General features: G+C 58.9%; 23 protein-coding genes. 16 read left to right on the top strand and 7 right to left on the bottom strand.

Going from position 1 to position 22946, the window contains the following annotated elements; all coding sequences use genetic code 11:
* The 5 genes from NZ453_RS21615 to NZ453_RS21635 all read left to right on the top strand — a co-directional run.
* Positions 1-822, top strand: an 822-nt coding sequence (locus NZ453_RS21615) for a DUF2345 domain-containing protein (RefSeq protein WP_263773067.1), incomplete at its 5' end; no start/stop codon positions are given.
* A gap of 4 nt (positions 823-826) precedes the next feature.
* Positions 827-1747, top strand: coding sequence for a DUF4123 domain-containing protein (locus NZ453_RS21620; RefSeq protein WP_263773068.1), 921 nt, complete (start codon positions 827-829; stop codon positions 1745-1747).
* Positions 1744-2214, top strand: a complete 471-nt coding sequence (locus NZ453_RS21625) for a DUF3304 domain-containing protein (RefSeq protein ID WP_263773069.1) — start codon at positions 1744-1746, stop codon at positions 2212-2214. Before NZ453_RS21620 ends, NZ453_RS21625 begins: the two co-directional genes overlap by 4 nt.
* A 219-nt stretch (positions 2215-2433) precedes the next feature.
* Positions 2434-2916 (top strand): DUF3304 domain-containing protein, encoded by a 483-nt coding sequence (locus NZ453_RS21630; RefSeq protein ID WP_263773071.1) that lies wholly within the window; start codon positions 2434-2436, stop codon positions 2914-2916.
* A gap of 3 nt (positions 2917-2919) precedes the next feature.
* Positions 2920-5043, top strand: coding sequence for a DUF2235 domain-containing protein (locus NZ453_RS21635; RefSeq protein ID WP_263773072.1), 2124 nt, complete (start codon positions 2920-2922; stop codon positions 5041-5043).
* A gap of 208 nt (positions 5044-5251) precedes the next feature.
* Here the strand turns inward: NZ453_RS21635 and NZ453_RS21640 are convergent, their stop codons facing one another.
* From NZ453_RS21640 to NZ453_RS21650, 3 genes are all read right to left on the bottom strand, one after another.
* Positions 5252-7858 carry a glycoside hydrolase family 15 protein gene (locus NZ453_RS21640; protein WP_263773073.1) on the bottom strand — a complete coding sequence of 869 codons (2607 nt, stop codon included), beginning with the start codon at positions 7856-7858 and terminating at the stop codon, positions 5252-5254.
* Between the two features lie 196 nt (positions 7859-8054).
* Positions 8055-9545: a pyridoxal phosphate-dependent decarboxylase family protein gene (locus NZ453_RS21645; protein ID WP_263773074.1), complete on the bottom strand. Its 1491-nt coding sequence runs from the start codon at positions 9543-9545 to the stop codon at positions 8055-8057.
* Between the two features lie 35 nt (positions 9546-9580).
* Positions 9581-10303, bottom strand: coding sequence for a sulfite exporter TauE/SafE family protein (locus NZ453_RS21650; protein WP_263773076.1), 723 nt, complete (start codon positions 10301-10303; stop codon positions 9581-9583).
* Positions 10304-10452: 149 nt separating this feature from the next.
* Between NZ453_RS21650 and NZ453_RS21655 the strand changes: the two genes are divergently transcribed.
* Positions 10453-11331: a LysR family transcriptional regulator gene (locus NZ453_RS21655; RefSeq protein WP_263773078.1), complete on the top strand. Its 879-nt coding sequence runs from the start codon at positions 10453-10455 to the stop codon at positions 11329-11331.
* Positions 11332-11414: 83 nt separating this feature from the next.
* Here the strand turns inward: NZ453_RS21655 and NZ453_RS21660 are convergent, their stop codons facing one another.
* Positions 11415-12455, bottom strand: coding sequence for an NADP-dependent oxidoreductase (locus NZ453_RS21660; protein WP_263773080.1), 1041 nt, complete (start codon positions 12453-12455; stop codon positions 11415-11417).
* Positions 12456-12622: 167 nt separating this feature from the next.
* Here NZ453_RS21660 and NZ453_RS21665 point away from each other — a divergent pair, with 167 nt between their 5' ends.
* Positions 12623-13594 carry an AraC family transcriptional regulator gene (locus NZ453_RS21665; RefSeq protein WP_263773082.1) on the top strand — a complete coding sequence of 324 codons (972 nt, stop codon included), beginning with the start codon at positions 12623-12625 and terminating at the stop codon, positions 13592-13594.
* 109 nt (positions 13595-13703) lie between these two features.
* On the opposite strand, the gene NZ453_RS21670 is transcribed toward NZ453_RS21665, so the two are convergent.
* Positions 13704-14249, bottom strand: coding sequence for an NADPH-dependent FMN reductase (locus NZ453_RS21670; protein ID WP_263773083.1), 546 nt, complete (start codon positions 14247-14249; stop codon positions 13704-13706).
* Positions 14250-14617: 368 nt separating this feature from the next.
* Here NZ453_RS21670 and tcyJ point away from each other — a divergent pair, with 368 nt between their 5' ends.
* The 4 genes from tcyJ (at position 14618) to NZ453_RS21690 (ending at position 17765) form a co-directional block, all read left to right on the top strand.
* A complete protein-coding gene (gene tcyJ / locus NZ453_RS21675) occupies positions 14618-15415 on the top strand; it encodes a cystine ABC transporter substrate-binding protein (RefSeq protein WP_263773084.1) in 798 nt (265 codons plus the stop codon).
* Positions 15415-16080: a cystine ABC transporter permease gene (gene tcyL / locus NZ453_RS21680; RefSeq protein ID WP_263773085.1), complete on the top strand. Its 666-nt coding sequence runs from the start codon at positions 15415-15417 to the stop codon at positions 16078-16080. Before tcyJ ends, tcyL begins: the two co-directional genes overlap by 1 nt.
* Position 16081: 1 nt before the next feature.
* Positions 16082-16828 (top strand): L-cystine ABC transporter ATP-binding protein TcyN, encoded by a 747-nt coding sequence (gene tcyN / locus NZ453_RS21685; protein WP_263773086.1) that lies wholly within the window; start codon positions 16082-16084, stop codon positions 16826-16828.
* 148 nt (positions 16829-16976) lie between these two features.
* Positions 16977-17765: a PEP-CTERM sorting domain-containing protein gene (locus NZ453_RS21690; RefSeq protein WP_263773088.1), complete on the top strand. Its 789-nt coding sequence runs from the start codon at positions 16977-16979 to the stop codon at positions 17763-17765.
* Between the two features lie 95 nt (positions 17766-17860).
* On the opposite strand, the gene NZ453_RS21695 is transcribed toward NZ453_RS21690, so the two are convergent.
* Positions 17861-18280, bottom strand: a complete 420-nt coding sequence (locus NZ453_RS21695; RefSeq protein WP_263773090.1) for a hypothetical protein — start codon at positions 18278-18280, stop codon at positions 17861-17863.
* 156 nt (positions 18281-18436) lie between these two features.
* Here NZ453_RS21695 and NZ453_RS21700 point away from each other — a divergent pair, with 156 nt between their 5' ends.
* Positions 18437-19060, top strand: coding sequence for a hypothetical protein (locus tag NZ453_RS21700; protein WP_263773091.1), 624 nt, complete (start codon positions 18437-18439; stop codon positions 19058-19060).
* 184 nt (positions 19061-19244) lie between these two features.
* Positions 19245-20294, top strand: coding sequence for a DMT family transporter (locus NZ453_RS21705; protein ID WP_263773092.1), 1050 nt, complete (start codon positions 19245-19247; stop codon positions 20292-20294).
* On the opposite strand, the gene NZ453_RS22250 is transcribed toward NZ453_RS21705, so the two are convergent.
* Positions 20187-20534: a phage integrase N-terminal SAM-like domain-containing protein gene (locus NZ453_RS22250; RefSeq protein WP_420851694.1), complete on the bottom strand. Its 348-nt coding sequence runs from the start codon at positions 20532-20534 to the stop codon at positions 20187-20189. The genes NZ453_RS21705 and NZ453_RS22250 overlap by 108 nt on opposite strands.
* A gap of 625 nt (positions 20535-21159) precedes the next feature.
* On the opposite strand from NZ453_RS22250, the gene NZ453_RS21715 reads away from it, so the two are divergent.
* The 3 genes from NZ453_RS21715 (at position 21160) to NZ453_RS21725 (ending at position 22274) form a co-directional block, all read left to right on the top strand.
* The gene (locus tag NZ453_RS21715; protein ID WP_263773093.1) at positions 21160-21465 is read left to right on the top strand and encodes a hypothetical protein; all 306 of its coding nucleotides are present in this window, start codon (positions 21160-21162) and stop codon (positions 21463-21465) included.
* 94 nt (positions 21466-21559) lie between these two features.
* Positions 21560-21847 (top strand): hypothetical protein, encoded by a 288-nt coding sequence (locus tag NZ453_RS21720; protein ID WP_263773094.1) that lies wholly within the window; start codon positions 21560-21562, stop codon positions 21845-21847.
* A 112-nt stretch (positions 21848-21959) separates the two neighbouring features.
* Positions 21960-22274 (top strand): hypothetical protein, encoded by a 315-nt coding sequence (locus tag NZ453_RS21725; protein WP_263773096.1) that lies wholly within the window; start codon positions 21960-21962, stop codon positions 22272-22274.
* Positions 22275-22946: the final 672 nt, after the last annotated feature.

Raw genomic sequence — 22946 nt, forward strand, 5'->3', positions numbered from 1 at the left:
ACCGAGGCGCAGACCGGCGCCACCGGTAAGCAGCTCGCGCGCGCGCACGCGCAGAGCCAGCTCGACGCGGCGTACGAACTCACGAAGAGTTTGGCCGACGTTGCCACGAAACAACTCGCGGATACGCTCGAACACGGTCCCGAGACCGTCAGCCCGGACAATGCCCGGGAAGGGAAAACCACCGCCGGGCACTTGAAACACCACGTCGAGGCCCTCAAGGCCTGGGAGGCGGGGAGCAATACCGATAAGGAAGGCAAGACGGCGCACGACGAAGCCGGACGGCAACCGCTGCTGGTGCTCTCGGCGCCGGCGGGGATCGCGGCGCTCACGGGGCAGAACCTCTCGCTCGCCACGGGCACGAACCTTGACTTCACCGCCCAGCGCGATACGAACCAGACGAGTGGGCGGCGGTGGCTGCACAACGTCGGGCAACACATGAGCCTCTTTGTGAACGGGGTGAAGGACACCATCGCGATGAAACTCATCGCGGCTCAGGGCAAGGTCCAGGTGCAGGCGCAACATGGGGAGGTCGAGGTCACGGCTGAACAGAACCAGGACATCACCTCCTGCTCCCGGAAAATCCTCTTCGCCGCGAAAGAAGAAATCCTCTTCACCTGCGGCGGCGGCTACGTGCGCCTGAAAGACGGCGACATCGAACTGCACTGCCCCGGAACCCTGAGCGTGAAGGGCGCCAAGCACGTCATTGCGGGGCCGGACAGCATGAACGTACCGATGCCGCGATTCCCCAACAGCGTGTGCAAGGAATGTTTGTTGGCGGCTATGCGTAGCGGCAGTCCGCTAATAGCACCCGCAGCGGCTTGAAACAATGAGCGCCATGTATTTCGCCATTGAACCCGCCCAGCCTGATGTACCACAGAAGATCATCCAGGCATTGGCTGACTTATACGAGACACAAAGCAAAACACCGCGCCACCTCTTCGCGTTGGTCGACGGCGTTTTTGACGAAAATCTTCTCGCCAAGCGCCCTTGGTCTCGTGAAAAGCAATGGTCTCTCTATGAGGGAACCGACTTGCAGGCCTTCGACAAGGTGGCTCCGCACTTGCTGGCCGCTCCGGCAGATATCGCAGAACAACACGGCTGGCTGCAAGAGATTTTTGCCGCCTGCGACGGCAAGCCGATGCTCAGCATTCTTGCCAGTACCTTGGATGGATCAACACTCCGACAGCATTTTCAACCGTATGTGATCGCACGCACGGAAGACCTTACGGAATGGCCGGTTCGCTGGGGTGATACACGAGTGCTCCCCCAAATACTCCGCGCCCTCGAACCCGAACAACGAGAACAGCTGCTTTCGCCACTTTATGGCTGGTGGTCGATACAACGCGACGGTTCACTCATCGTGTGGAGAGGACACAGCACTACAGCCTTGGTTCCGGCCACATTCGACAAGCTCCCTTTGAACGACCAAGCCTTCGCCCTCCTCGTCGACCAGGCGGAAGCCGACGCCATTCTTGCCAATATCTGGGATACCCACCCTGACTTGCTGCGACGATATCGGCCCAGCAAATGTCATTTCCGCGTTGCAAAGCACCTTGTACTTGCCACCGAAAACGGCATTCAAGCCGCTAATGCGCGTCAGCACTTCAGCATGTTGGCTCTCTGCCTCAATCAAGAATTTGTTCAGCATCCCGACATGATCGCACTCCTCAAACGCACGCAGCAGGGAGCGAACTATGCAGAAGAGATCAAGGCGCTCCCCGAGCGTTTCTGGCAGGAGATGGGATGAAGTTTCGGAAACAAAGCCTTAAGTGGTTTGCTGGGATGGTCTGTGTCGCACTGCTTTCCGGCTGCGTAACTGCTCAGCAGAAGGCGCAAGAGGCCCGTGCGGCTGCGCAAGTAGGCATCGTTAATCACACTGGGAATTTCATCTATTCGGCCACAGTGGATGGGTCAGGTGGAGGAACGATGTCAGCCTGGGGAGCTGGTGGTGCGAATATCTGCTGCACGTCGATTCCCCGAGTTTGGTACCCGGGAATGAAGGTTCTGGTGCAATGGGATATGCCGGTTGGGCACACCCATGTTATTAAAGAAAAAACTATAGAGGTCGAAAAATATGACGAGCCAGGAAGCATATATCTTCATTTTTTCCCGAATGACGAAGTCAGAGTTGTTATTTCAAACGCCGCTGGCTGGAGTTCTTCGCACCCGATCCCTCCCCCAGTCAAACCTACTCCCGCCCTCCAGGGCAAGTAACCATGACGATTAAAACGCCCATCGCTGCCCCGTACCCGATACTGGACTTCCTTAAGCCCTCCGCCAAAGACCAATCGGAGAACGGCCTCGTCTTCTGCAGTTGGGCGAACACGCTCCCTTGCAGCATTCCAGTCCATGTCGGCCTCTTCTTCGACACAGCGAATAACGCCATGGAACGAAAACCTCGTCTCCGCAATTCTTCCCACAGGAGCAAGACATATGAAGTGGTTTGTTAGTTTGATCTGCGCTGCACTGCTTTCCGGCTGTGTCACCGCTCAGCAGAAGCCTCAAGACGCTCTCGCGGGAGCGCAGGTTGGGGTCGTAAACCACACCGGGAAGTACATCTATTCTTCTTTCGTCGATGGCGTGCCCAACGGCGATTTGCCCATCGTCGGTGGCGGCTCAGGGGCGAACATGAGTGCGTGGGGTGCCGGGATTGCCAGCACATGCTGCGCGTCGATCCCCCGTGTCTGGTACCCGGGAATGAAGGTGCTGGTGCAGTGGAACATGCCGGACGGAACTAAGGACGTCATCAAGGAGAAAATCGTCGAGGTGGAAAAGTATGATCGGCCGGGAAGTATCTACCTGCATTTCTTTCCCAATGATGAGGTACGGGTCGTTATCACAAACGTAGGCCCACTTAATCCAAATCACCCGATCTCACCTCCTGTCAAGCCCGCTCCCGCACTACCGAGCAAGTAAGTCATGACGACTGAAACTCCCGCTAAAGCTCCGTACCCCGTCGACGCTTTCCTAAAATTCTCGGCCGAAGACCAGTCGAGGAGCGGTCTCGCCCTGTGCGACCAAGCCACCACGCTTCCTTGCCGCGTTCCTGTACACGTCGGCCTGTTTTTCGACGGAACGAACAACAACATGGAACGCGACCGGAATGGCCGTCGCATTGGATTGCCCGACGCACACGGGAAAATCACCCCATTACCCAACCGCCCCATGAAGGCCGAGCAATGCGGACACTCGAATGTGGCGAGGTTGTATAACGCATTTCCCGCAGACAAGCAGAGCTGCGGGTACTACCGTTACTACATCCCGGGCGTCGGGACGGAGTTCAAAGAAATCGGCGAACCAGCCGAGTCAGCCGACGGCAAGGCGTTCGCCAAGGGTGGGCAGCCCCGCATCATGTGGGGGATTCTTCAAGTGCTGAACGCCATTCATATGACGGTCTTTGAACAACGTCTGTTATATGAAGACGACCAAGCCGGCCAGCTCGTCCGCGATTACGACAAGGAAGCGAACCGCGCCCAGCAGGACACGTATGGGCACCACAAGTTCGTCACGCACAAGATGTGGTTCGAGGAGCACCTGGACCTGCTCAAGGCGCTGCTCTCGAAAAAGCCAAAACCTGAGATTCCATCGCTTCGGCTGTCGGTCTTCGGATTCTCCCGCGGTGGCGCGGAAGCGGCGGCGTTCTGCCATTTCTTTAACGATCTGCTTGAAGATGGAAAACTGGTTGGCATTCCAACCGACATCTGCTTTCTCGGCCTGTTCGATGTGGTGGCCACGGTAGGCACATCGGATTCGATCAGGAAGACGATGATTGGTCCGGATGCGCTCTACGACGGCCATTGTTCCTGGGCAAACCGGATTCTCAAGCCGTTGCCGAGTTGCGTCGTCGCAGGTAAGCATTTCATCTCGGCGCATGAAGTACGAATGAACTTCCCGGTGACGACGATGCAAGGCGCCGTCGAGGAAGTCTATTTCCCCGGCGTACACTCCGACGTCGGTGGCGGCTATGCCCCCGGAGAGCAGGGCAAGGGCTGCGGATCGCAAGCGGCCCTGCTGTCGCAGATTCCATTGGCACATATGTACAAGGCGGCCCGTCTGGCCGGAGTGCCGCTGACCCCCTTCTCCGAACTGGAAGCTCGGGACAAAGTGGACTTTGAAGTCGCCCCCGCCCTCGCTTCGGCTTGGGAAGCCTATACGGCCGCCCTCGACGGAAAAGGCCATCTTCTCAAACGGCACATGAGCCTGTACTACCGTTGGCGGGCTGCACGGTTGAACACGCTGACGACGGCAAGCAATTTTGTCGTGGCCAATGCCCAGGATCGGCAGGATATGGATGACGCTAACCGGATGCTGGCAGGTGACCTTGTGGCATTGAGGAAACGGAGAGAGGGCCGTCCTCTGGACTCGTCGCGCGATGATGATGGTAGGGGCCCCCAACTCCCTTTCAAACTTTCCGATCTCGAAAGGATTAATCGCTGGCATTTCATGCGTGCGCAACGCTACACGCCGCTGGATGAATGGGAGGAGTGGGCGCTCAAGATCTTCGATAAACCGGAACCTCTCCCCGCTGAGGTCATGCGGTTCTTTGACGACTATGTGCACGATTCCTTCGCCGGTTTTTACATGGCTGGTGAAGTAACTGAGTACGACAAGCGTGCGAAGGTCGCCAAGGTGATGCGGAAGGACCCCAATCACCTGGAGGGATTCGACAAAAAGGTCTATGAAATCACCGCCAAGACAAAGACCGCACAGGACAAAAAGGCGGCGGGCGAGGCACTGACGCCGGAAGAAGAAGCCCTAGTTGAAGAAGCCAAGTACGGCACGCCTTATCCGGTAATGACCGACAAGGACAGCGCCGACATGCGCAACTGGGTAATCACTTTCCAGACAGAGACCCGACGCGAGGGCGGCGGCTACATCATCCGTCGTAGCTATTACCCGGAATCCGGTTTCTTCTGGCGAAAGTACATCCGCGAGGAGGAACTTCAACGGGTCGCCGCGGCGCACTATATCTGGAGCAACGATTTGCGGCAGGATATTCCGGCGGCCAAGCGGGCAGACGCGCACTATGCCGAGGCGGCATAGCGGAAGGTTTTGCCTGAGCTAGCGGCTGATCATTCGGGCGGGGGAGATTGCACTTGTGCACGATGCGTTGGGAACGACGCCCTCTTCACCTATGTACCCGCTCTGCCCCTGTATTGGCACTCCATCTTGGCTTCAACCCTGCCTAGAGGCGATCACCGGCGATAGCGGATCTCCTCTATCGCCGGTTTTCTATGCGCGCGTTGCACGCCTATTGGAATACGTCGTTCCGTGTGACAACGCCGCTTGACGGTATGGTGAAACTCCGGTTGCCTCCACCCTCCCACACCGTATTACCACTCGCATCGCGCTTCACGTACTTGTACTCCAGCGCTGTTCCCGCCGGGAGAGAGACCGTGGCGTTCCACACCGGATAGTTCGTTGGTGCCAACTTGATCCCAGAACTCGGCGTCCAATCGCTAAGCAGCGGACTGTTCCCCACAAGGTAGATGTTTTCGCCAAAGTTCGTATTGGCCGTCACCTGGAACGTCACCGTCGTCTGCGGCTTGTCGCAGGCGTAACGCTGGCACACGACCGTCGGCGCATCGCTGCGGCCTTGGTTCATCGCGGCAACCAGGTTGATGTATTCGCCCATCGCCCAGCTCAACGGTTGCATGGATTTGGTCGCGCTGCCGACAGCGTACGAGGGTGGCGTATCTGTCTGCCAACCGGTGATGTTGGCGCTGATGTTCCATATCTGCTCCGGGATGAAGCCGGCTTGCGACGAAAATGCCTTCAAAGCCGCACGATACGGCTGCCCCTTAGTGCCGTCGCCCGACTTGGCGATTTCGTAAATGCCGCGTTCAGCGGTAAAGATGGGCCATAAGCGGCCACGCCCGCTGCCGTCGTAATTGCGGCCGTCGTTGTATTCGCCGTAGCCATCGAAGTTGTAGCGGAACCAGGCGTCGCCCTTGCCGGCGAGCGTCTGTTTGAGGAGGGCGTCGTATTCGGGCAGCGTGTCGAGGATCGTCCAGTCGCTCGGGCTCATTACCCCCATGCGTACCAGTTCAAGAAATCCCCCGTCCACGATGTAGCGTTCGCCGTGGGTGCCGACACCGTTGCCGAACGTCAGATTGACGTCATCGTTCGGGTCCTGGTTGGCGTTGATGCGGATGTAATACTTGCCGTTGCAACCTGGGCAGCCCGTGTGGAAACCTGTGCTTGTAAACGTCCAGTTCGCAACGTTGTTGCGCCACTCGTCGGCCTTCTGCAGATAGAACGCCGCCGCCCCGCTGTCTCCGGCTGCATTGGCCAGGCTCGCGGCACACACCAGGCCGGCGATTTCGGCAGCGATCGTCGATGGCGAATAACCGCCCATTTCTTCCCAGCGTTCCTGGCCGGTTGATGGGCCGTTATGGGCCAGAAACTCGGCGGCCAACTTGATCCGTGGCCATAGATCGACGCGATTGAGTTTCCACGCGAGAATGATCGGCATCGCCGTCTCATCCATCTGCGTCCCGTTCCAATACGGAGTGCCATCCACAAAACTGTTTTGCGGGAAGCGTCCCGGGCGTGAATACGGGCTATCGCTCGTGCTCGTCTGCATCTGCCGATTAAAAAGGAAATCGACCGCGCTGTTGCCAGAGGTCGTGTCGCCAGCCGCGATCAAGGCGCTGGCAAACTTGAACAAGTCGCGAGACCAGATCAGGTGGTAACCGCCGGGGTTGCCGTCACCGCTCGTTTCCCCCCACGGTGTACCTGGGCCGGCGACCATTGCGCCGTTGCTTTTGTCCTGAATGGTCTTCAGGGTCATGGCCGCCAGATAGTATTGATCGTCGGCCGTGCCGTTCTGATTGTTCAAGGTCTGGCTGTAAGCGATCCAGTCGTCCACATAGACCTGCTCCATCGCATTCAGGCTGGTGTTCAACGTGGCGTTGGCGACGTTCATCGCTTCCGTCTCGTTGCTTCCGAATGCCAGCACCACATCGAACGAAATGCTGGTCGCGGTGCTGTTGCCGGTATCTATCCATCCGATCTGCGCGACGTTCCCGCCGAACGCTCCGTCGAAGCGAAAATCCATCGTCTTGTCGGCGCCCCCCGAAAACAGGTCGGTAAAGCCGTCATTCGTACCGACGAAACCGCTTGAAACCATCGGATTGCCGCCGACGGCCTTCCACGGCAAAGAGACGGCCAAGGCCGACGAGGTGGAGTTGGGCTCGGAAGCGACCAGCATGGTCCGGTTGCCCGCCGCCAACGTGCGCGAGTTGTCCGCGCCTTGCGCGGCCCCCTGCTTTTCTCCGCACTGACCGGCATTGCCGTTGCCGGCGCCCGAATTATTGATCGCCGGATTGTTCAGCACGTAGAGGTTGTAATCCTTGACCGCCCTACCCGGTTCCAGCGTCTGGAAAACGACACGCTGGATCACCGCGTTACGCAACGAGTCGGAGAAGATCTTCTTGGTGATCCTCCACCGCCCGCTGTCGGCCGTGGTCGTCGCCTGCCACAGCATGGCGCGCTTGTTGACCTGGGTGATCGTGTGCTGACGTTGCCGTCGCTCTTCATCGCCCCAGGTTCTGCTCGCATCCGTCACGAGGAATTGCAGGTCGACGTTCTGGACCTTGTCGAGCGTCGGATAAAAAACCTCGGTCAGAATGCCTTCTGCGCCGGTGAAATAGACCCGGGAGTTACCGCTAGCCGATGTGCCAAGGAAGTCCTTGGCCGCCGGAGCCCATACCGAGGAACGGCCGGGAGGACACGGCGCCTCAAGCGCCTGCGCCGCACCGACCAGGAAAGAGAGCGCGAATACGGCGGCGCACAAGATGCGCCGGCGGCTCCACTGCAATGCGCGAGATGCATCGCACCGAATAGTCCATTTCATCTGCGACCTCCTCGATCAACGGCGGAAGATCCGAAATGTCATATTGGACTGGTGACGCCCAGTTCAGTTCAAATGTCATTTTATTATGCTTATGCGCTAAAACAAGGCATTCAAACGGAGCCGCTTCTGATCAAACAGAACCCAGACCATACCGGTGGCCAAAACCTCCTTCCTGACACAGATCAGGAGTACGCCGTCACGCCGACGCCGGTATTGGGGCCTGCGCTTCGAGGCCCTTCGCCCGCTCGACGGCGGCAATGGCGTAATCGATGTCCGCTTCACACGTCCGATGATTGACGATGGCGGCGCGAATGACGGTTCGGCCGTCGATGCGGGTAGTGGAGAAAACGACCTCGCCGGCGAGTTGCAAGCGATGCGTAATCCGTTCGTTGAGCGTGTCCTGCTCCGCGCCGTCCCAATCGGCTGGCGCCGCGCTGAAACAACAAACATTCAGACGCACGGGCGCGGCGAGGCGGAACCCGACAGTCTCCACACACTTCGCCATGCGCGCCGCCAGCTTGCAGTTGCGCGTAATCGCCTGCCCTAGCGCTTCGCGTCCATAACCGCGCAAGGCCGACCACACCTTCAGGGCGCGGAAGCCGCGCGATAAATCGGTGCCGTAATCGCAGTACCAGGGTTCGCCGCCACCGATACCTTCGGACTGCTTCGCCAGGTAGGCCGGACGCGCCGCGAAAGCCTGCCGATGCACACTTTGGTCGCGGATGAGGACAACACCACAGTCGTACTGGACGTACATCCATTTATGAAAATCAAAACCAATCGAATCGGCGCGCTCGATACCCCGCGTTAGCTCACGCCACGGCGACTCGGCCAGACGAGCCCAGGCACCAAACGCCCCGTCGACGTGTAACCACAGGTCCTCCTGCGCGCAAAGGTCGGCCACCAACTCGATATCGTCGAAGTACCCCAGATCCACGGAACCCGCCGTGGCGATCACACAGAAAGGCCGAACGCCTGCGGCCCGGTCTTTCGCCACGGCTTCAGCCAACCGAACAAGATCGATACCGCCATCCGGCCCCGCCGGAATCGTGCGCAGCGCCGAAGACCCGAGGCCAAGCAGTTCCAGCGCTTTGACCGTCGCGTTGTGTACGCCCTTGACGGCATAGGCCGCCAGAGGTGGCGCATCATGAATGCCGGCATGCCTGGATTCCGGCCCGAGCGCCTTGAGGCGTGCCGCGGCCAGCGCAATGACAGTCGCCTGCGACGTACCGGCCACCAACAGGCCACTGGCCGTTTCCGGCAAACCGAACGTGCGCCGGCACCATTCAATCACTTCGCGTTCGACGTACACCGCGCCATGATCGCGCCCCCCACAGTTGCTGTTCATCGTCGCGGCAACCATCTCCGACAATAGCCCGCTCGCCAGCCCCGTCCCGTGGACCCAGCCGAAGAATCGCGGGTGCGTGTTCCCTGTGTGGAAGGGCAAGACGTGCTGCGCCAGCTCGTCTACCAATGCGGCACTGCCGATGCCGGTGCCCGCTTCACCAAGCCGCAGAGTCGATTTGTCTGCCTCGGAGAGAGGTCGCCATGGCCGGTCACGGGCGGCGCTCAACTGGTCGACACACGCATCGAGAAGGCGATGTGCCTCAGCGCGAAAAGCCTCCCAATCCTCGGGGTCGAGTGGAGATGGGACAAAAACGGGAGAAAAAACGTCATTGATTGCCATGAGGAATACCGAGTCTGTGAGTCTGCCGAGTCTGATTACCTGAACATGAAAGCGCCGGAAACGAGCAGGACGGTGTATACGATCTGGGAGAAATAGCGGTCCTTGATGTGGCGATGCGCCCAGTTTCCGGCCAAGGCCCCCGCCGCCAGGAACGGCAGGCAGATGCCGACGATTCGCCAGATTTCGGGCGTCATTCGCCCCGACGCCACCCCCTGGATGAGCATCACCGTATTGAGCGTCAGCCAGAGCATGCTGATGGTCGCTCGGAAATTCGTCTTGTCGGCCAGCGCCGTTTTCGCGTAGATCACCACGAGCGGCCCCCCGGAAGAAAACACACCATGGATGAAGCCGCCGGCAACGAGCAAGAGGTTGAGAACCCATTTCGGCAGACGGCTCTCGTTCAGCCTGATGATGTAGGACAGGAGACCCCGAGCGGCGACCGCCACCATGAAGACGCCCAGGATCCAGCGCAGTACGTTCTCGTTGAAGTAGCCGAAAGTAAAGATTCCGAAAGGCAGCCCGATGCCTACGAATACGACGATCTTGAAGAACTCCTTCCAGACGATGCGCTTATGGTCAAGGCTGACGATATAAATCGCCAACAGCAGCGCGAGGAAGAGGAGAACAGGCACCGCCTGTTTGGTGCCGACCAGCATGATCGCAAACGGCAAGGCCAGTACGGTGCAACCAAAGCCAGTGATGCCTTCGAGAAAGTGGGTCAGGAAGACGACAAAACCGAGCAGCACATAAGACGACATGATTTTTGGGCGGGACCAGCAGTATGATAATTTTTCGACCTGCAACGGGCTGCACCATCGTAGCGAAGTAGCCGCCCTATGTGTAGCCTCAAGCCTTCCCAAACATCGTCGGCTATAACTCCCGCGCCATCCCTCTATGACTAATTATCATGGCTAAGCCGCTTGACGTACCGCTCACCGCCTTCCGTACCTTTGTGGCCGTCGGTCGTCATGGAAACTTCACGCGGGCGGCGGAGGCCCTCGGCGTCACGCAGAGCGGCGTCAGCCGACAAATCGCGAAACTGGAAACGCTGGCAAACAGGCCGCTCTTCAAACGCCAGGGTGCGGGCGTGGCGCTGACCTCGGACGGCCAGAACCTCTACGACGCACTGAAGGACGCCATATCGACCATCGAACTGACATCGCAGCAGTTGACGCAGAAGGGGCTCAAGCATGACCGCTTGGTCGTCCGCACCTCGATGCCGAGCTTTGCGATGAAGATCGTCGTCCCGTTTCTAGGCACCTACGCGGCAGAACACGGCGTGCAGATCGATCTCGTGACGTCCTTGGCAACTCCGCACCCGCAGGACGAATTCGACGTTCTCATCACCCGCAACCTGAACCTGCCTGGAACCGAGCGCTGGGAGCTCGTGCGCGAAAAGCTCGTTTGCGTCGCTTCGCCCGGGCTACTGGCCGCGCGTGGCGCCGACTCTCGGCAGCAATGGCCGATGATCGTGTGTCGGCTACGGCCGGACGTGCTGTGGGCCTGGGCGGTCGCCAAAGACGTTTCGGCCGAGCAACTGCAAACCGCGGCGACCTACGATCACTTTTTCCTGGCCGTCGAAGCGGCCATCGGCGGCGTCGGCTTCCTCGTCGTCCCCCAGATGCTGGTGAAGGATCATCTCACCAGCGGAATCCTCGCGCTGGCGGACGAGGCGGTGATTGCTTCCGCCGCCATCTACTACGCCTGCGTTAACCCGCAGAGCCGCCACATTCAGCTGGCTGCGCAGTTCTGCCGCCGGCTCAAGGGTAGTCTGCGCGACTCCTGACGGCACGGCGCCAAGCGCCCGGGGGAAATCCAGTTGTGTTCCGTTACCGCTGGCCGGCCACGTCCGAGTTTTTTCCCAGTTGTTCAATCAGCGACGCGGACCACGGCTTTTCCGAAGTTCTTTCCTTCGAGCAGGCCGATGAAAGCCTGCGGCGCGTTCTCCAGACCCTCGGTCACGTCTTCGCGGAAAGTCATCCTGCCCGCGCGATACCACTCACCCATGTCGCGGCGAAATGCGTCAAACCGTTGCGCATAGTGGTCCAGGATGATGAACCCTTCGACACGGACCCGTTTCTGCAGTACGGCGGCCATCAACCGGGGAAGCCGGTCGGGCCCTTCCTGCCTTTCCGGCCTGGCACCGTCGTTGTAGTGCGCAATGAAACCGCACACCGGAATGCGGGCGCCGACGTTGAGCAACGGTACGACGGCATCAAGCACGGCGCCGCCGACGTTCTCAAAGTAGACGTCGATACCCTTTGGGCACGCAGCAGCCAGCCGCGCCGAAAAATCGGGATCTTGCCGGTCCAGGCACGCATCGAATCCGAGTTCATCCACGGCATAACGCGCCTTGGCAGCGTCGCCCACGACGCCGACAACGCGAGCGCCTTTCAGCTTGGCGATCTGCCCGACCACCGATCCGACCGCTCCTGTCGCGGCAGCGACGACCACGGTTTCGCCTGGCTTTGGCTGGCCGATATCCAGCAAACCAACGTAGGCCGTGAAACCCGGCATGCCGAGCCCGCCCAAGGCCAGGGACGGCCGGTCGATGGCGCCGATCGGCATCAAGCCCACTCCATCCGAAACTGCGTAATCCTGCCATCCAGCGTTGGCGAGGACCCATTCGCCAACCCGAAATCCGGGATGCCGCGACTCGACGATCCGGCTCACCGTCCCACCCACCATGGTCGATCCAAGCGCTATTGAGGGGGCATAGCCGGGACCCTTTTCGTCCATCAAGTTGCGCATGTAAGGATCGAGCGAAAGGTAGAGCGTCTGCATCAGGACTTCCCCCTCACGCGGTGTTGGCATCGATTGTTCCGCGAGGCGAAAATCGGACGGTTTCGGCCTCCCGACGGGCCGTGCATTGAGGACGATGCGACGATTCACGGTGGCTTGTTCACGCATGGTGCGGGTCTCCTTGTCAAAACATGGAACACGTTTGGTGGCACGGCTCGGCTTCCATAACCCGCCGAGGGTACCGCGGCGCGGAGGCCATCGTTGGCGCTCCGCGAGAAGAAAACGCGCTCAGATTACGTGTAAGATTCCGGTGTTTCTATGCCACAAACGCATTAATGCTTAACAATTTCTCCAAATCGGTGGTTGGTGAACCGGCCGACTCATTGACGCAAATCCTGCGCGGACTTCGCCTGGACGGCGTCGAGTACAACCGGTGCGACATGCGTTCTCCGTGGGCTGTGGCATTTCCTGCGCAAGACGCCGCACGCTTTCACTTCGTGACGGCTGCGGCATGCTGGCTCAAGGCGGGGCAGGATTGGCACAGATTGGATGCAGGCGATGCCGTGCTACTGCCGCGAGGTTCGGCACATGTCATGGCAAGCGATCCTGACGTTGAACCCGTCGAAATCGGCGGCATGACGCGCCAGCTTCTTTCCAATGAAACGTATCTGGTTAGCGCAGCGTCACCCCCGGGCGGCGTCGAGCCCGGCCAGCCCACGCATCGCCTTTTCTGTGGATCAATGCGTTTCAACCTTGATCCGCTGCACCCGCTCATGGCAATGATGCCGGAGGTCATGCGCACCGAAGACCTTGCACAAAGCGAAACGGCCGTGCCCGCTCTACTGGCAGCAATGCAACACGAGATCGCGCTTGATCGCATCGGCGCATCCGGGATTCTGACGCGTCTCGCGGACGTTCTCGCCGGCCTCATCATTCGAGCCTGGGTGGAGTGCGGCTGCAGTGACGCGGGCGGCTGGATCGCGGCCGTCCGCTGTCCGAAGATTGGGAAGGTGCTCGCCGCCATCCATACGAACCCAGAGCGCGATTGGTCAGTGGACGAACTTGCCGCGATCATGGGCGCTTCGCGGTCTAGCTTTGCCGACAAGTTCGTCCGCACGGTCGGCGAGAGCCCGGCGAAGTACGTTGCCCGGGTCAACATGCTGCAAGCGCGCAAGCTGATTGCCGACGAAGGTCTGCGCCTTTCGGTTGTCGCCAACCGGCTCGGTTATGAATCCGAGGCCTCGTTCAGCCGCGCCTTCAAGCGCGTCATCGGGCACCCGCCAAGCTCGGCAAGAGCCATTGAATAGAACGATCCGCCGTACCTCGGTATGTGGCCATGCTGGCAGCCGGTATTCCGGTAGCGCAACTCCATCGCAACACCGGCGCCGCCAGCCTCTTTTTACGCTGCCCTTTGCATCAGCCTTTGAGTTTACGGCACCAATTCGCGAGCGCGGCCATCTGATCGCCGATCAGCTTCGTTATCCGCTCATCAACCAGATTGCCTTCGGCATCAAACGAGTTCGAGAAGGCGTTGGCGAAGACCTCGGGCTTATTCAGCGGGTACATGTCCAGGAAGACGCATACCTGACGCAGATGATACTGCGACCGGCTCGTGCCCATACCGCCGCCCGCCCCCATCATCGCTACAGGTTTCCCGGCGAGGAAGGCATTGTTCGGTTCCCGCGATGCCCAATCGAGAATGTTCTTGAGCGCCGGTGCCATCGAATAGTTGTATTCGGTGCTTGCCAGAACCAACGCATCAGCCACCCGCATCTGCTCCATCACGCGCTGGACCGAGGCAGGCCTTTCCGGCAGATCGGCGTTATAGAACGGAATGTCGGAGAGATCGGCAAACTCCATGCTGACGTCTTCGGGAAGATTCGCCTTTGCGGCGCGGAGCAGGCCTTTGTTGGTCGATTTCTGGCGCAGACTGCCGGCGATACCAAGGTAATGCAGGGACATAACGTCCTCCTGTGATTGATGGCGAGCACAAAGGCCCGGGATTCAGGTGGATAAGCGTAGCGCCAGAAGAACGGGCGCGCATCACCGCGGTGTCGACACGGCGAGCGATGGCGAGTTCGCCTTCACTCGCGAGTTCCGACCCGAGCAAGGGTGAGAGGCAAGGAATTTCCCGTAAACGCGGCTCAACGTGCCAAGCCGTCAAGCGGAACGGTTCGCGGCCTACGAAGTCTATCGACTTCGTGCAACACCGAGGCCATAAGAACTTCGCGCCCCGGCACGTGTTTCATACCTTTTGTGCCTTCCATGCCAATGTCGCAACGAGCCGCAATCGTATGCTTCGCTCGGCGATGAACCAGAGGATCTTCGCGATGAAATCAACCGTATCCATTTTGCGTTTTGCTCTTGCCGCCTTGCTGCCTTTGCTTGGCTTCGCCGCCGTCGGCAGTGCGCAATCGGCGGACCTGCTGCAGGAGGTCAAGGCGCGCGGTACGCTCACTGTCGGCCTGGAAGGAACCTATCCGCCATTCAGCTTTGAGGACAAGGGTGGAAAACTCGCTGGCTTCGAGGTCGATTTCGCCAATGCGCTGGCCAAGGAGTTGGGCGTAAAAGCCGTTTTCCGTCCGACCAAGTGGGACGGCATTCTCGCTGCGCTGGAATCGAAACGCATCGACGTGGCGATCAACCAGGTGACGATCTCCGAGGAACGCAAGAACAAGTATGACTTCTCGGTTCCTTACACCGTGTCGGGAATCCAGGCCGTAACGCGCAAGGGGGAGGAAGCCAAGTTCCAGAAGCCGGCCGATCTCAACGCCAAGAAGGTGGGCGTCGGTCTGGGGACCAATTACGAGCAGTGGCTGAAAGCCAACGTCCCCGGTGCTGACATCCGCACCTACGACGACGACGCGACAAAATACCAGGATCTGCGCGTTCGCCGGCTCGATGCCATTCTCATCGACCGGCTGGCAGCCTTCGACCTGATCAAGAAGACCGAGAACAGCCTGGCGGTCGCCGGCGAACCCTTTGCCCGCCAGGAAGCCGGCATCCCGATCCGCAAGGGAAATCCGGAGTTTCTCGCCGCGGTAAACAAGGCCATCGAGAAGCTGCGCAGCGACGGGACGTTGACTCAGCTCTCGCAGAAATGGTTTAGCGCCGACGTAACCCGGTAATGCCGGAGAGCTTTCAGCTCGCACTCGACTCGGCACCGTTCCTGCTTCGTGGGGCGGTGTTCTCGATCGTGCTTAGCATCGGGGGCATGAGCTTCGGGCTCGTCCTCGGGTTCGCCCTCGCGTTGATGCGCCTCTCGACGATGCCGGCCCTGGCCTGGTCGGCACGCATCTACGTCTCGTTCATCCGGGGGACGCCACTACTCGCCCAGCTCTTCATGATCTATTACGGACTGCCGCAGTTCGGAATCCAGCTCGACCCCCTGCCCTCGGCGCTGATCGGCTTCTCGCTCAATACGTCAGCATACGCCTCGGAAACGATCCGCTCCGCCATCGCCTCGATCGACCGAGGCCAATGGGAAGCCGCAACGAGCATCGGCATGACGCACGTTCAGGCGCTGACCCGCATCATCCTCCCGCAGGCCGCCCGCACCGCGATTCCACCGCTCGGCAACAGCTTCATCGGGCTCGTCAAGGACACTTCGCTCGCAGCCACGATCCAGGTACCGGAGCTCTTCCGACAAGCGCAACTGATTACCGCCCGCACATTCGAGGTCTTCACCATGTATCTCGCTGCGTCGTTCCTCTACTGGCTTATCGCGACCGTTCTTTCCGGTGTGCAACACCACCTCGAAGAACGGGCCAACCGGCCCCTGCGGGAGCGCTAGGGTGATTTCCGTCCACGGATTGACAAAGGAATTCAAGGGAACAGCCGTCCTCAAAGGCATCGATCTCGACATCGAACAGGGTGAGGTCGTAGCCATCATCGGGCCGAGCGGCTCCGGGAAAACAACCCTGCTCCGCTGCATGAACTTTCTCGAAGAGCCATCGCGCGGCTGCATCCAGATCGGCGAGATCAAGGTGGACGACGCACGGCCGTACGCGCATCAAAAAGACGAAATCCGAAAACTCCGTCAGCATATCGGCTTCGTGTTCCAGAACTTCAATCTCTTCCCACACTACACGGCGCTGGGGAACGTCATCGAAGGACCGGTGACGGTCAAGGGATTGACCAAGGCCGAGGCACTCTCACTCGGCCGCGAAGTGCTGGCGAAGGTCGGGCTGTCGGCCAAGGAAACCGCTTACCCGCGGCAACTATCGGGGGGACAACAACAGCGCGTGGCGATTGCCCGCGCGCTCGCGATGCAGCCCGACGTAATTCTCTTCGACGAACCCACTTCGGCGCTCGACCCCGAACTCGTGGGCGAGGTGCTCAACACCATCCGCGAATTGGCCGAAGAGCGACGTACGCTGGTTATCGTCACTCACGAAATGGGATTCGCACGCGACGTTGCCAACCGTGCGATCTTCATCGATCACGGCGTCATCGTCGAGCAAGGCAAAGCCGCGGCGCTCTTCACCACGCCGCAGGAAGAACGTACTCGCCAGTTCCTGAGCAAGTTCTTGCGTTCTTAGTTACCGATCTTTCGCAGTCGATGTCTCGGCTCCTTTTGAACTACCCACGTGACATAGGTGTCGAATCTTGAAACATTCAAGATATCCCACTTTGCATAATTGAAACAAAGGGGAACGAAAACATAGGGGGAACTGAAAGGAGAAGGTCATGCTGCAGGATTTCTTCCAGCACAGCCTCAGGCGCGCGTTCCCGTTGCTTCCACTCATGGTATTGGCAGTAAGTTGGGTATCCAGCGCACACGCTGTCCCAGTCCCCGGTCAGGGGACATGGGAAACGACACTCCATGCTCGCGACATTGACCATGACGGCGTGACGGACGCCTATTACGACAGCGCGCTCAACATCACTTGGCTCGCCAACGCGTCGCCGCTCGGCGTAGCGAGTTGGGAAGACACGAATGCATGGATCGCCGCCTACTCGATCGGCGGTTTCAGCGATTGGCGCCTGCCCTTTATGCCCGGGCCCGTAAACGGACGCTTCTGGAACCGTGAATTCAGCTGGGACGGCAGTACCGACAACAGCTATAACAATTCCAGAACGGAAATGGGCCACCTCTTCTACTTGACGCTGGGCAACCTCGCTCCATGTGGCCTCGGCAGCGATCCCAACATCCCGCACGATTGCATAAATCAATGGCCGAACGGCCGCCCGGAAATGAACACCGGCCCTTTTGAGGGGCTGCACCTCGGGCCGTCGGACTATAGCTATTGGGCCAACTCACCGATCGGGTACGGCGGCATCGATAGCAATGGCTATCAGTTTGTCTGTGTGTTCTGCGACAACACGATATCGCTCGGAGCTCACTTCATGGTGGTACGCAACGGCGACGTGCAAGCGTCGGCAGTGCCCGAACCCGATACGCTGGCGATGGCTCTCGTGGGGAGCTTGGCCGCGGTCGCGATTTCTGCCCGCCGACGACGTACCGCAGGGTCATAACGGCTTGCCTAGGCGGCTGCACAGCACTATCGAACGCTTCCTGGTCTTCTTTGACGTTATGTTGGGAAACGCTTCCGTTCCTCCTAACGAAGCGCTCAGCCGGTCAGCCCGCTAAGCGCCGAATACATGCTCGCCTTTTGGGTCACACCTTGCTGGCCGCGCGCCATTTCCTGCTGTTCCAGCAACATTTCCTTGATCCTCTGAGCGATCTCCGCCTCGACCGCTTTTTGCTTTTCGGGCGACATTGCCTTCAGATCGTCCTCGCTAATCCCCATGGATTCGAGAATCTTCTCGCGCATGGCGACGATGGGGCCTTTCTCGATATAGTCGTTCAGTTTCTGCAGCAACTCCGCGGTCTCTGATTTGGCGCTTGTGCTTTGCGCCGGTTCTTCTGTGGGCTCTGCTGCTTTAGCCGGTGTAAATCCAGCGGCCGCCGCATTCTGGCGAGCGTTGGCGACCGTGCCCAGGCGGCTCAACACCGAAGCCGACTGTACCGTGGTGCTATTCACATACATGGCTGTTCTCCCCGAGTGGTATTGCAATGACGTAGCAAGACCAGTGCCATATTGCGTCGCCATCTACTCGGACCCCGACCTCGAGTCGGCCGTTCACGGCAGCTGGCATATTGATTGCACCCGGTGGGCCAGACAAATCGAACCGGAGAACTCATCGTGATTGTTGACAAAGTCGCCACGCGTTTCGCCAATACCGCAAGCGTTTCGTCCATGGCTTCGCGCTTCCAGCGGCAACAATCGGCCGTCAGCCCGGCAAAGCTTGCCGCCGAGCCGAGCATTTCTCAGGCCGGCCGCGAGCTATTGGTCGCCGATGCCGAGAACGGCTATCGGCTGGACGGCGAAGCGCATTCCCTTATGGACTATGCAAACGCCAAAGGAGCGCTGTACAAGATGACCGACGCGCAGGTTGCAGAAATCAAGCTCAGGGAACAACAGGAACAGTCGCGCCAGGCTGCGAACCTGGCCTATGCGCAGAGCCATGCGTACAACACAGTGGGTCAGGTTTTCGTCAATGGGCAACTATTGGCCAGCGTCGACGAATCCGGCGGTTACTACCTCGCTCACAACATTGGGGGCCTTAGCGCCGCCGACATGAGCGCTTCGGAAAGGCTTGCGGAGATCGCCAAGGCCGTCGGCGGTGAGATTCGCACAAGCAATTTCGAGGACACGGGTGGCTGGTCCGGCCCTGGGGCGCCGGAGTCCTCACTGCCCGCGATTACGGCGCGCAGCCTGCAAGAGATACTCGAACAAGACGTCCTGCCATTGACGCGGACGAAGTAGCGGCAATAGCCCTAAACGGTTCGACCACGTTCTCTCAGAGCAGTGATAAAGAGCGGAGCGTAGAGAAAGGCGAATATCCCGATCATGGACTGGGCCAAGAGTTAATCGCGAATGCTTCGTTGAGGCCCCCGTACATGCATAGCCCATGACGCGGCCACGCCCGCAATGAGACAATCGGCGAACGATGTCAATTCGCACCTCGTTCAACCCCGGTGTCGCCGCCGCCCTGATAGCCGCCCTGCTCTTTGGTGCTAGTGCGCCTGTTGCCAAATGGCTCCTTCAGGGGGTGAGCCCGTGGATGCTCGCCGGGCTGTTCTACCTCGGCTCAGGCATCGGCTTGAGCCTTTATCGACTGATCGTCGGCGCGGCACCCGTCGCGCTTCAACGCGGAGAAGTGGGTTGGCTGGCCGGCGCCGTGCTGTCAGGCGGCATCGTCGGACCGGTGTTGCTCATGGTCGGCTTGACCGGGATGCCGGCCTCCGGGGCCGCACTTCTATTGAACGCAGAAGGCGTTCTCACCGCACTACTCGCCTGGATCGTCTTCAAGGAGAACTTCGACGCGCGCATCGCCCTCGGCATGCTCGCGATCGCCAGCGGCGCGGTGGTTCTGAGTTGGCCCGAAGAGGCACGATTCGCTGGAGCCTGGCCAGCCTTAGCCATTCTCGGCGCCTGCTTATGCTGGGCAGTCGACAACAATCTCACCCGCAAAGTCGCTTTAGCCGACGCGACCTGGATTGCCGCAGTGAAGGGCACAGCCGCGGGCAGTGCCAACCTAACCTTGGCCTGGGCGCTGGGCAATGCATTGCCAAATTGGTGGATCGTGCAGATCGCGTTGGTCGTCGGCTTGCTGGCCTATGGACTCAGCCTGGTGCTTTTCGTAGTGGGTATGAGGCACCTTGGTACTGCTCGGACTGGCGCCTATTTCTCCGCCGCTCCGTTTTTTGGTGCTGTTCTGGCCGTGCTGAGTGGAGAGAGCGTCACTCCCTCGCTTCTGATAGCCGGCACGCTGATGGCGCTCGGCCTTTGGTTCCACTTAACCGAAAGGCATGAGCACGAGCACGTCCATGAAGCGATGGAACACCGTCATGAACACGTTCATGACAACCATCACCAGCACTCCCATGAACTACCGGTGCCCCCCGGCATCAAGCACACTCACCTGCATCGGCACGAACCGATGGTGCATACTCACGCCCATTTTCCCGACGCACACCATCGGACACACACTCACTAGTTGGCTAGCTGGCGGGAATAACGAAACACCAGCGAATTCCAGCCTGTTGCCGGCCTGCACATGCTCGCCAGATAACAAAAACCCGCCGGGATGCCGCTTGCCAAAATGACGTATAAAACGTCTAATCCAATCCAAATACGCCTGCTCGGTACGGATGCTGTAGTGCTTCAAACGAATCCGGCTGCGCACATGATCAAGAAGACGCGGCGAAGTCCCTTTCGACCGATGACGGGTTTGCATACATTTTTAGGCCCCACTAAATTCGGCATAAGATCATGATCGAACGTAGTTTATCACCAAAAAACTGTACGCCCATACAGCTATTTGACGGAAAGTTTTCCGTCATGACGCAAAACTTTCCGTCTTTTAGGACGGCTACTTTACGTTGGGCGTCATGAGCAAACTCGGCTGCCCCTGTGGCAACACAATTCGAGATAACACGAGTGGCTTACCCTACAAAGCTTCTTTGCTAAAGGACTCGTTACGCGAGTCGTTCTCAGATTGGCTTGTTGAGGAAATTCAGAGCTATGTGGCTGCGGTGGAATGCGGGGGAGTTCGAGAATGGCTCATGGGTCGCGGGTATGGCGAGGAATACATCGCTCTCCAACTAAATCATGGAAATGTTCTTCACGACCACATTCAAACAAGGTACCTGTGTCTCAAACGCGACGTTTATGAATGTCCCGCTTGCGGACGCATCCACGTCGAAACAAGAGAGGACAACGTGTTCGTCGCGTATGCACCGGACTCGCGGAAGAACAATGGCGCGCTTTCTGAGTAGTCATCCCTTGACGCCCAACCCATCAATCGAGCGGACCTCGCGCATAAAGCCGCGCGAGGCCGCTCATTTCAGACGTTAGAGCTTATGCACCCAGTATTGCCAAAGCTTACCGAGGCCATTGTTCGCGTGATCTCCGAACGCGAAGCCGCAGGCGACCTTGTCGTAACTGTCCCGGTTGTCGCGCTTGCAGATCACATCAGTGAGGCTGTGCGAGAAGTATTTACGGGCAATCTATTGTCGCCGAGTGAAATTCTCTCTGTGGCTGCTTTGCTCACGGAGGCGGCGGCCGATCGCAAGTTTTACGACTGGGAAATGCCGACAAAGATTGGGCTAACTGCAACGGAGGTACAACAGCTTGCCGAACGCCTACGTACTGTCACCGCGCTCTAACATGGCGCTCAACCTCGCTCCTTTCAGTCGCTGGACGCTGCGCGATAAAGCCGCGCAGCGCCGGTTAGCTCTACGTTAGCCGTCAGGGGTGGCGATGAAGATTGGTCATCACAAACTCATTGCGCTGCTTGGTCCTGCTGCGCTGGTTTTCGCTATCCTTTCTCTCACTAGAGTAGCAGGCATATCGCGCGGCTCAGAGCTAATACCCACTTTGGATATGCTGGCTCCTATTGTCGGCGTTGTAGTAATTATCAATAGTCAGAGCGTTTCGGGCGTAGCAAAATTTATTCTGGTCATTGCCTACTACCCAATGATGCTGGCGATTTTATTTCCTATCAGCCTTATGTTTGGGTGCGCAGGCTTAAAGATGTACTGCTTCTAGGAATGACAATGGCTAACCCGACACTCAACCTCGTTCGCTTCGCTCACTGGACGCTGCGCGATAAAGCCGCGCAGCGCCGGTTAGTTTCACGTTGGGCGTCAAAGGAACCGTCATGGAATGGCTAGAACCTTGGTGCTCCGCCGCGCAAATGGGGGAGCAGGTTGCGCAGGGTTGGCAACGACAACTGCAAATTGAGGTACCACCCGGTCACGTCCTATATGGCGTGCCTGTAAAGCTCTTGGCTCGCGGCAATGGAGACGATGCACTCTTTGAACTCATGGACGGAAGCGGCCGCGTTGCCAATGTTCATCTCACTTGGTCCAAGAGCCAGGAACGTTTGCCGTGGCCGGGAACCGACATCCATAGCAGCCTGCAAGATTGGGTCGAAACGGTAATGGTCCCGGAGCATCAGGAGTGGGTGAGTTGAAATCACCCGTTTGCCGCCCAACCCATCATTCCACCGGACCTGCGCAAAAAGCCGCGCAGGCCGGTGAATTCAGACGTTAGCCGTCAAATGCGCCTATGAAATGGGTAGATTTTGTTTGCTGGATGTTTAAAGACCGTGCAATTCGAGAGATTGCTATCGGTACGCTTATTGGGCATTTGGCAAGCGCCGGATTCCTGACTTTTGGATTGGTCGCTAGGGCTCTGCATTGGGAAAGAGTGCCGAGTGACCTTACGTTGATTCTGTACGCTCTTTTTTATGTCTCTTTCGGTGGATATTTTACGTATCTGTTTTGCATTGCCGTTCGACGCCATGCTGAGCGGTCTGGGAAATGGCCAGCGTAGTTGTGGTCTGGGGCGACGTTGAGGCGGCCGCTGGGATCGCAACCACTCCTATGGTTGTCAATTTCTACGGCTTCGTCAGCTCGTTTGCATTTGTACGCGGCGACACCAAAGACGGCTAACCCTTCGGTCGAGGCGCGGCTTCGCCGCTGGGACGCCGTGCCGGCGGGGCCGGCCCGTTGCCCCTCACCTTCACGTTGGGCATCATGAGCAGCGAGTCGGACTTGTCGTCGTCTGAAGGCGAAGCAGTACGCATTCCACAGAAGCTTTGGAGCGTGATGGAGCCGCGCCTCAGAGCCTCACTTGACGAACT

It is taken from the genome of Propionivibrio soli, from assembly GCF_025770765.1.
Classification (GTDB): Bacteria; Pseudomonadota; Gammaproteobacteria; order Burkholderiales; family Rhodocyclaceae; genus Propionivibrio; species Propionivibrio soli.

What these genes read in the sequence shown, in the direction of transcription:
- NZ453_RS21620 (WP_263773068.1), top strand. Translation starts at nt 827, where the DNA reads ATGAGCGCCATGTATTTCGCCATTGAACCCGCCCAGCCTGATGTACCA.
- NZ453_RS21625 (WP_263773069.1), top strand. Translation starts at nt 1,744, where the DNA reads ATGAAGTTTCGGAAACAAAGCCTTAAGTGGTTTGCTGGGATGGTCTGT.
- NZ453_RS21630 (WP_263773071.1), top strand. Translation starts at nt 2,434, where the DNA reads ATGAAGTGGTTTGTTAGTTTGATCTGCGCTGCACTGCTTTCCGGCTGT.
- NZ453_RS21635 (WP_263773072.1), top strand. Translation starts at nt 2,920, where the DNA reads ATGACGACTGAAACTCCCGCTAAAGCTCCGTACCCCGTCGACGCTTTC.
- NZ453_RS21640 (WP_263773073.1), bottom strand. Translation starts at nt 7,858, where the DNA reads ATGAAATGGACTATTCGGTGCGATGCATCTCGCGCATTGCAGTGGAGC.
- NZ453_RS21645 (WP_263773074.1), bottom strand. Translation starts at nt 9,545, where the DNA reads ATGGCAATCAATGACGTTTTTTCTCCCGTTTTTGTCCCATCTCCACTC.
- NZ453_RS21650 (WP_263773076.1), bottom strand. Translation starts at nt 10,303, where the DNA reads ATGTCGTCTTATGTGCTGCTCGGTTTTGTCGTCTTCCTGACCCACTTT.
- NZ453_RS21655 (WP_263773078.1), top strand. Translation starts at nt 10,453, where the DNA reads ATGGCTAAGCCGCTTGACGTACCGCTCACCGCCTTCCGTACCTTTGTG.
- NZ453_RS21660 (WP_263773080.1), bottom strand. Translation starts at nt 12,455, where the DNA reads ATGCGTGAACAAGCCACCGTGAATCGTCGCATCGTCCTCAATGCACGG.
- NZ453_RS21665 (WP_263773082.1), top strand. Translation starts at nt 12,623, where the DNA reads ATGCTTAACAATTTCTCCAAATCGGTGGTTGGTGAACCGGCCGACTCA.
- NZ453_RS21670 (WP_263773083.1), bottom strand. Translation starts at nt 14,249, where the DNA reads ATGTCCCTGCATTACCTTGGTATCGCCGGCAGTCTGCGCCAGAAATCG.
- tcyJ (WP_263773084.1), top strand. Translation starts at nt 14,618, where the DNA reads ATGAAATCAACCGTATCCATTTTGCGTTTTGCTCTTGCCGCCTTGCTG.
- tcyL (WP_263773085.1), top strand. Translation starts at nt 15,415, where the DNA reads ATGCCGGAGAGCTTTCAGCTCGCACTCGACTCGGCACCGTTCCTGCTT.
- NZ453_RS21690 (WP_263773088.1), top strand. Translation starts at nt 16,977, where the DNA reads ATGCTGCAGGATTTCTTCCAGCACAGCCTCAGGCGCGCGTTCCCGTTG.
- NZ453_RS21695 (WP_263773090.1), bottom strand. Translation starts at nt 18,280, where the DNA reads ATGTATGTGAATAGCACCACGGTACAGTCGGCTTCGGTGTTGAGCCGC.
- NZ453_RS21705 (WP_263773092.1), top strand. Translation starts at nt 19,245, where the DNA reads ATGTCAATTCGCACCTCGTTCAACCCCGGTGTCGCCGCCGCCCTGATA.
- NZ453_RS22250 (WP_420851694.1), bottom strand. Translation starts at nt 20,534, where the DNA reads ATGCAAACCCGTCATCGGTCGAAAGGGACTTCGCCGCGTCTTCTTGAT.
- NZ453_RS21715 (WP_263773093.1), top strand. Translation starts at nt 21,160, where the DNA reads ATGCACCCAGTATTGCCAAAGCTTACCGAGGCCATTGTTCGCGTGATC.
- NZ453_RS21720 (WP_263773094.1), top strand. Translation starts at nt 21,560, where the DNA reads ATGAAGATTGGTCATCACAAACTCATTGCGCTGCTTGGTCCTGCTGCG.
- NZ453_RS21725 (WP_263773096.1), top strand. Translation starts at nt 21,960, where the DNA reads ATGGAATGGCTAGAACCTTGGTGCTCCGCCGCGCAAATGGGGGAGCAG.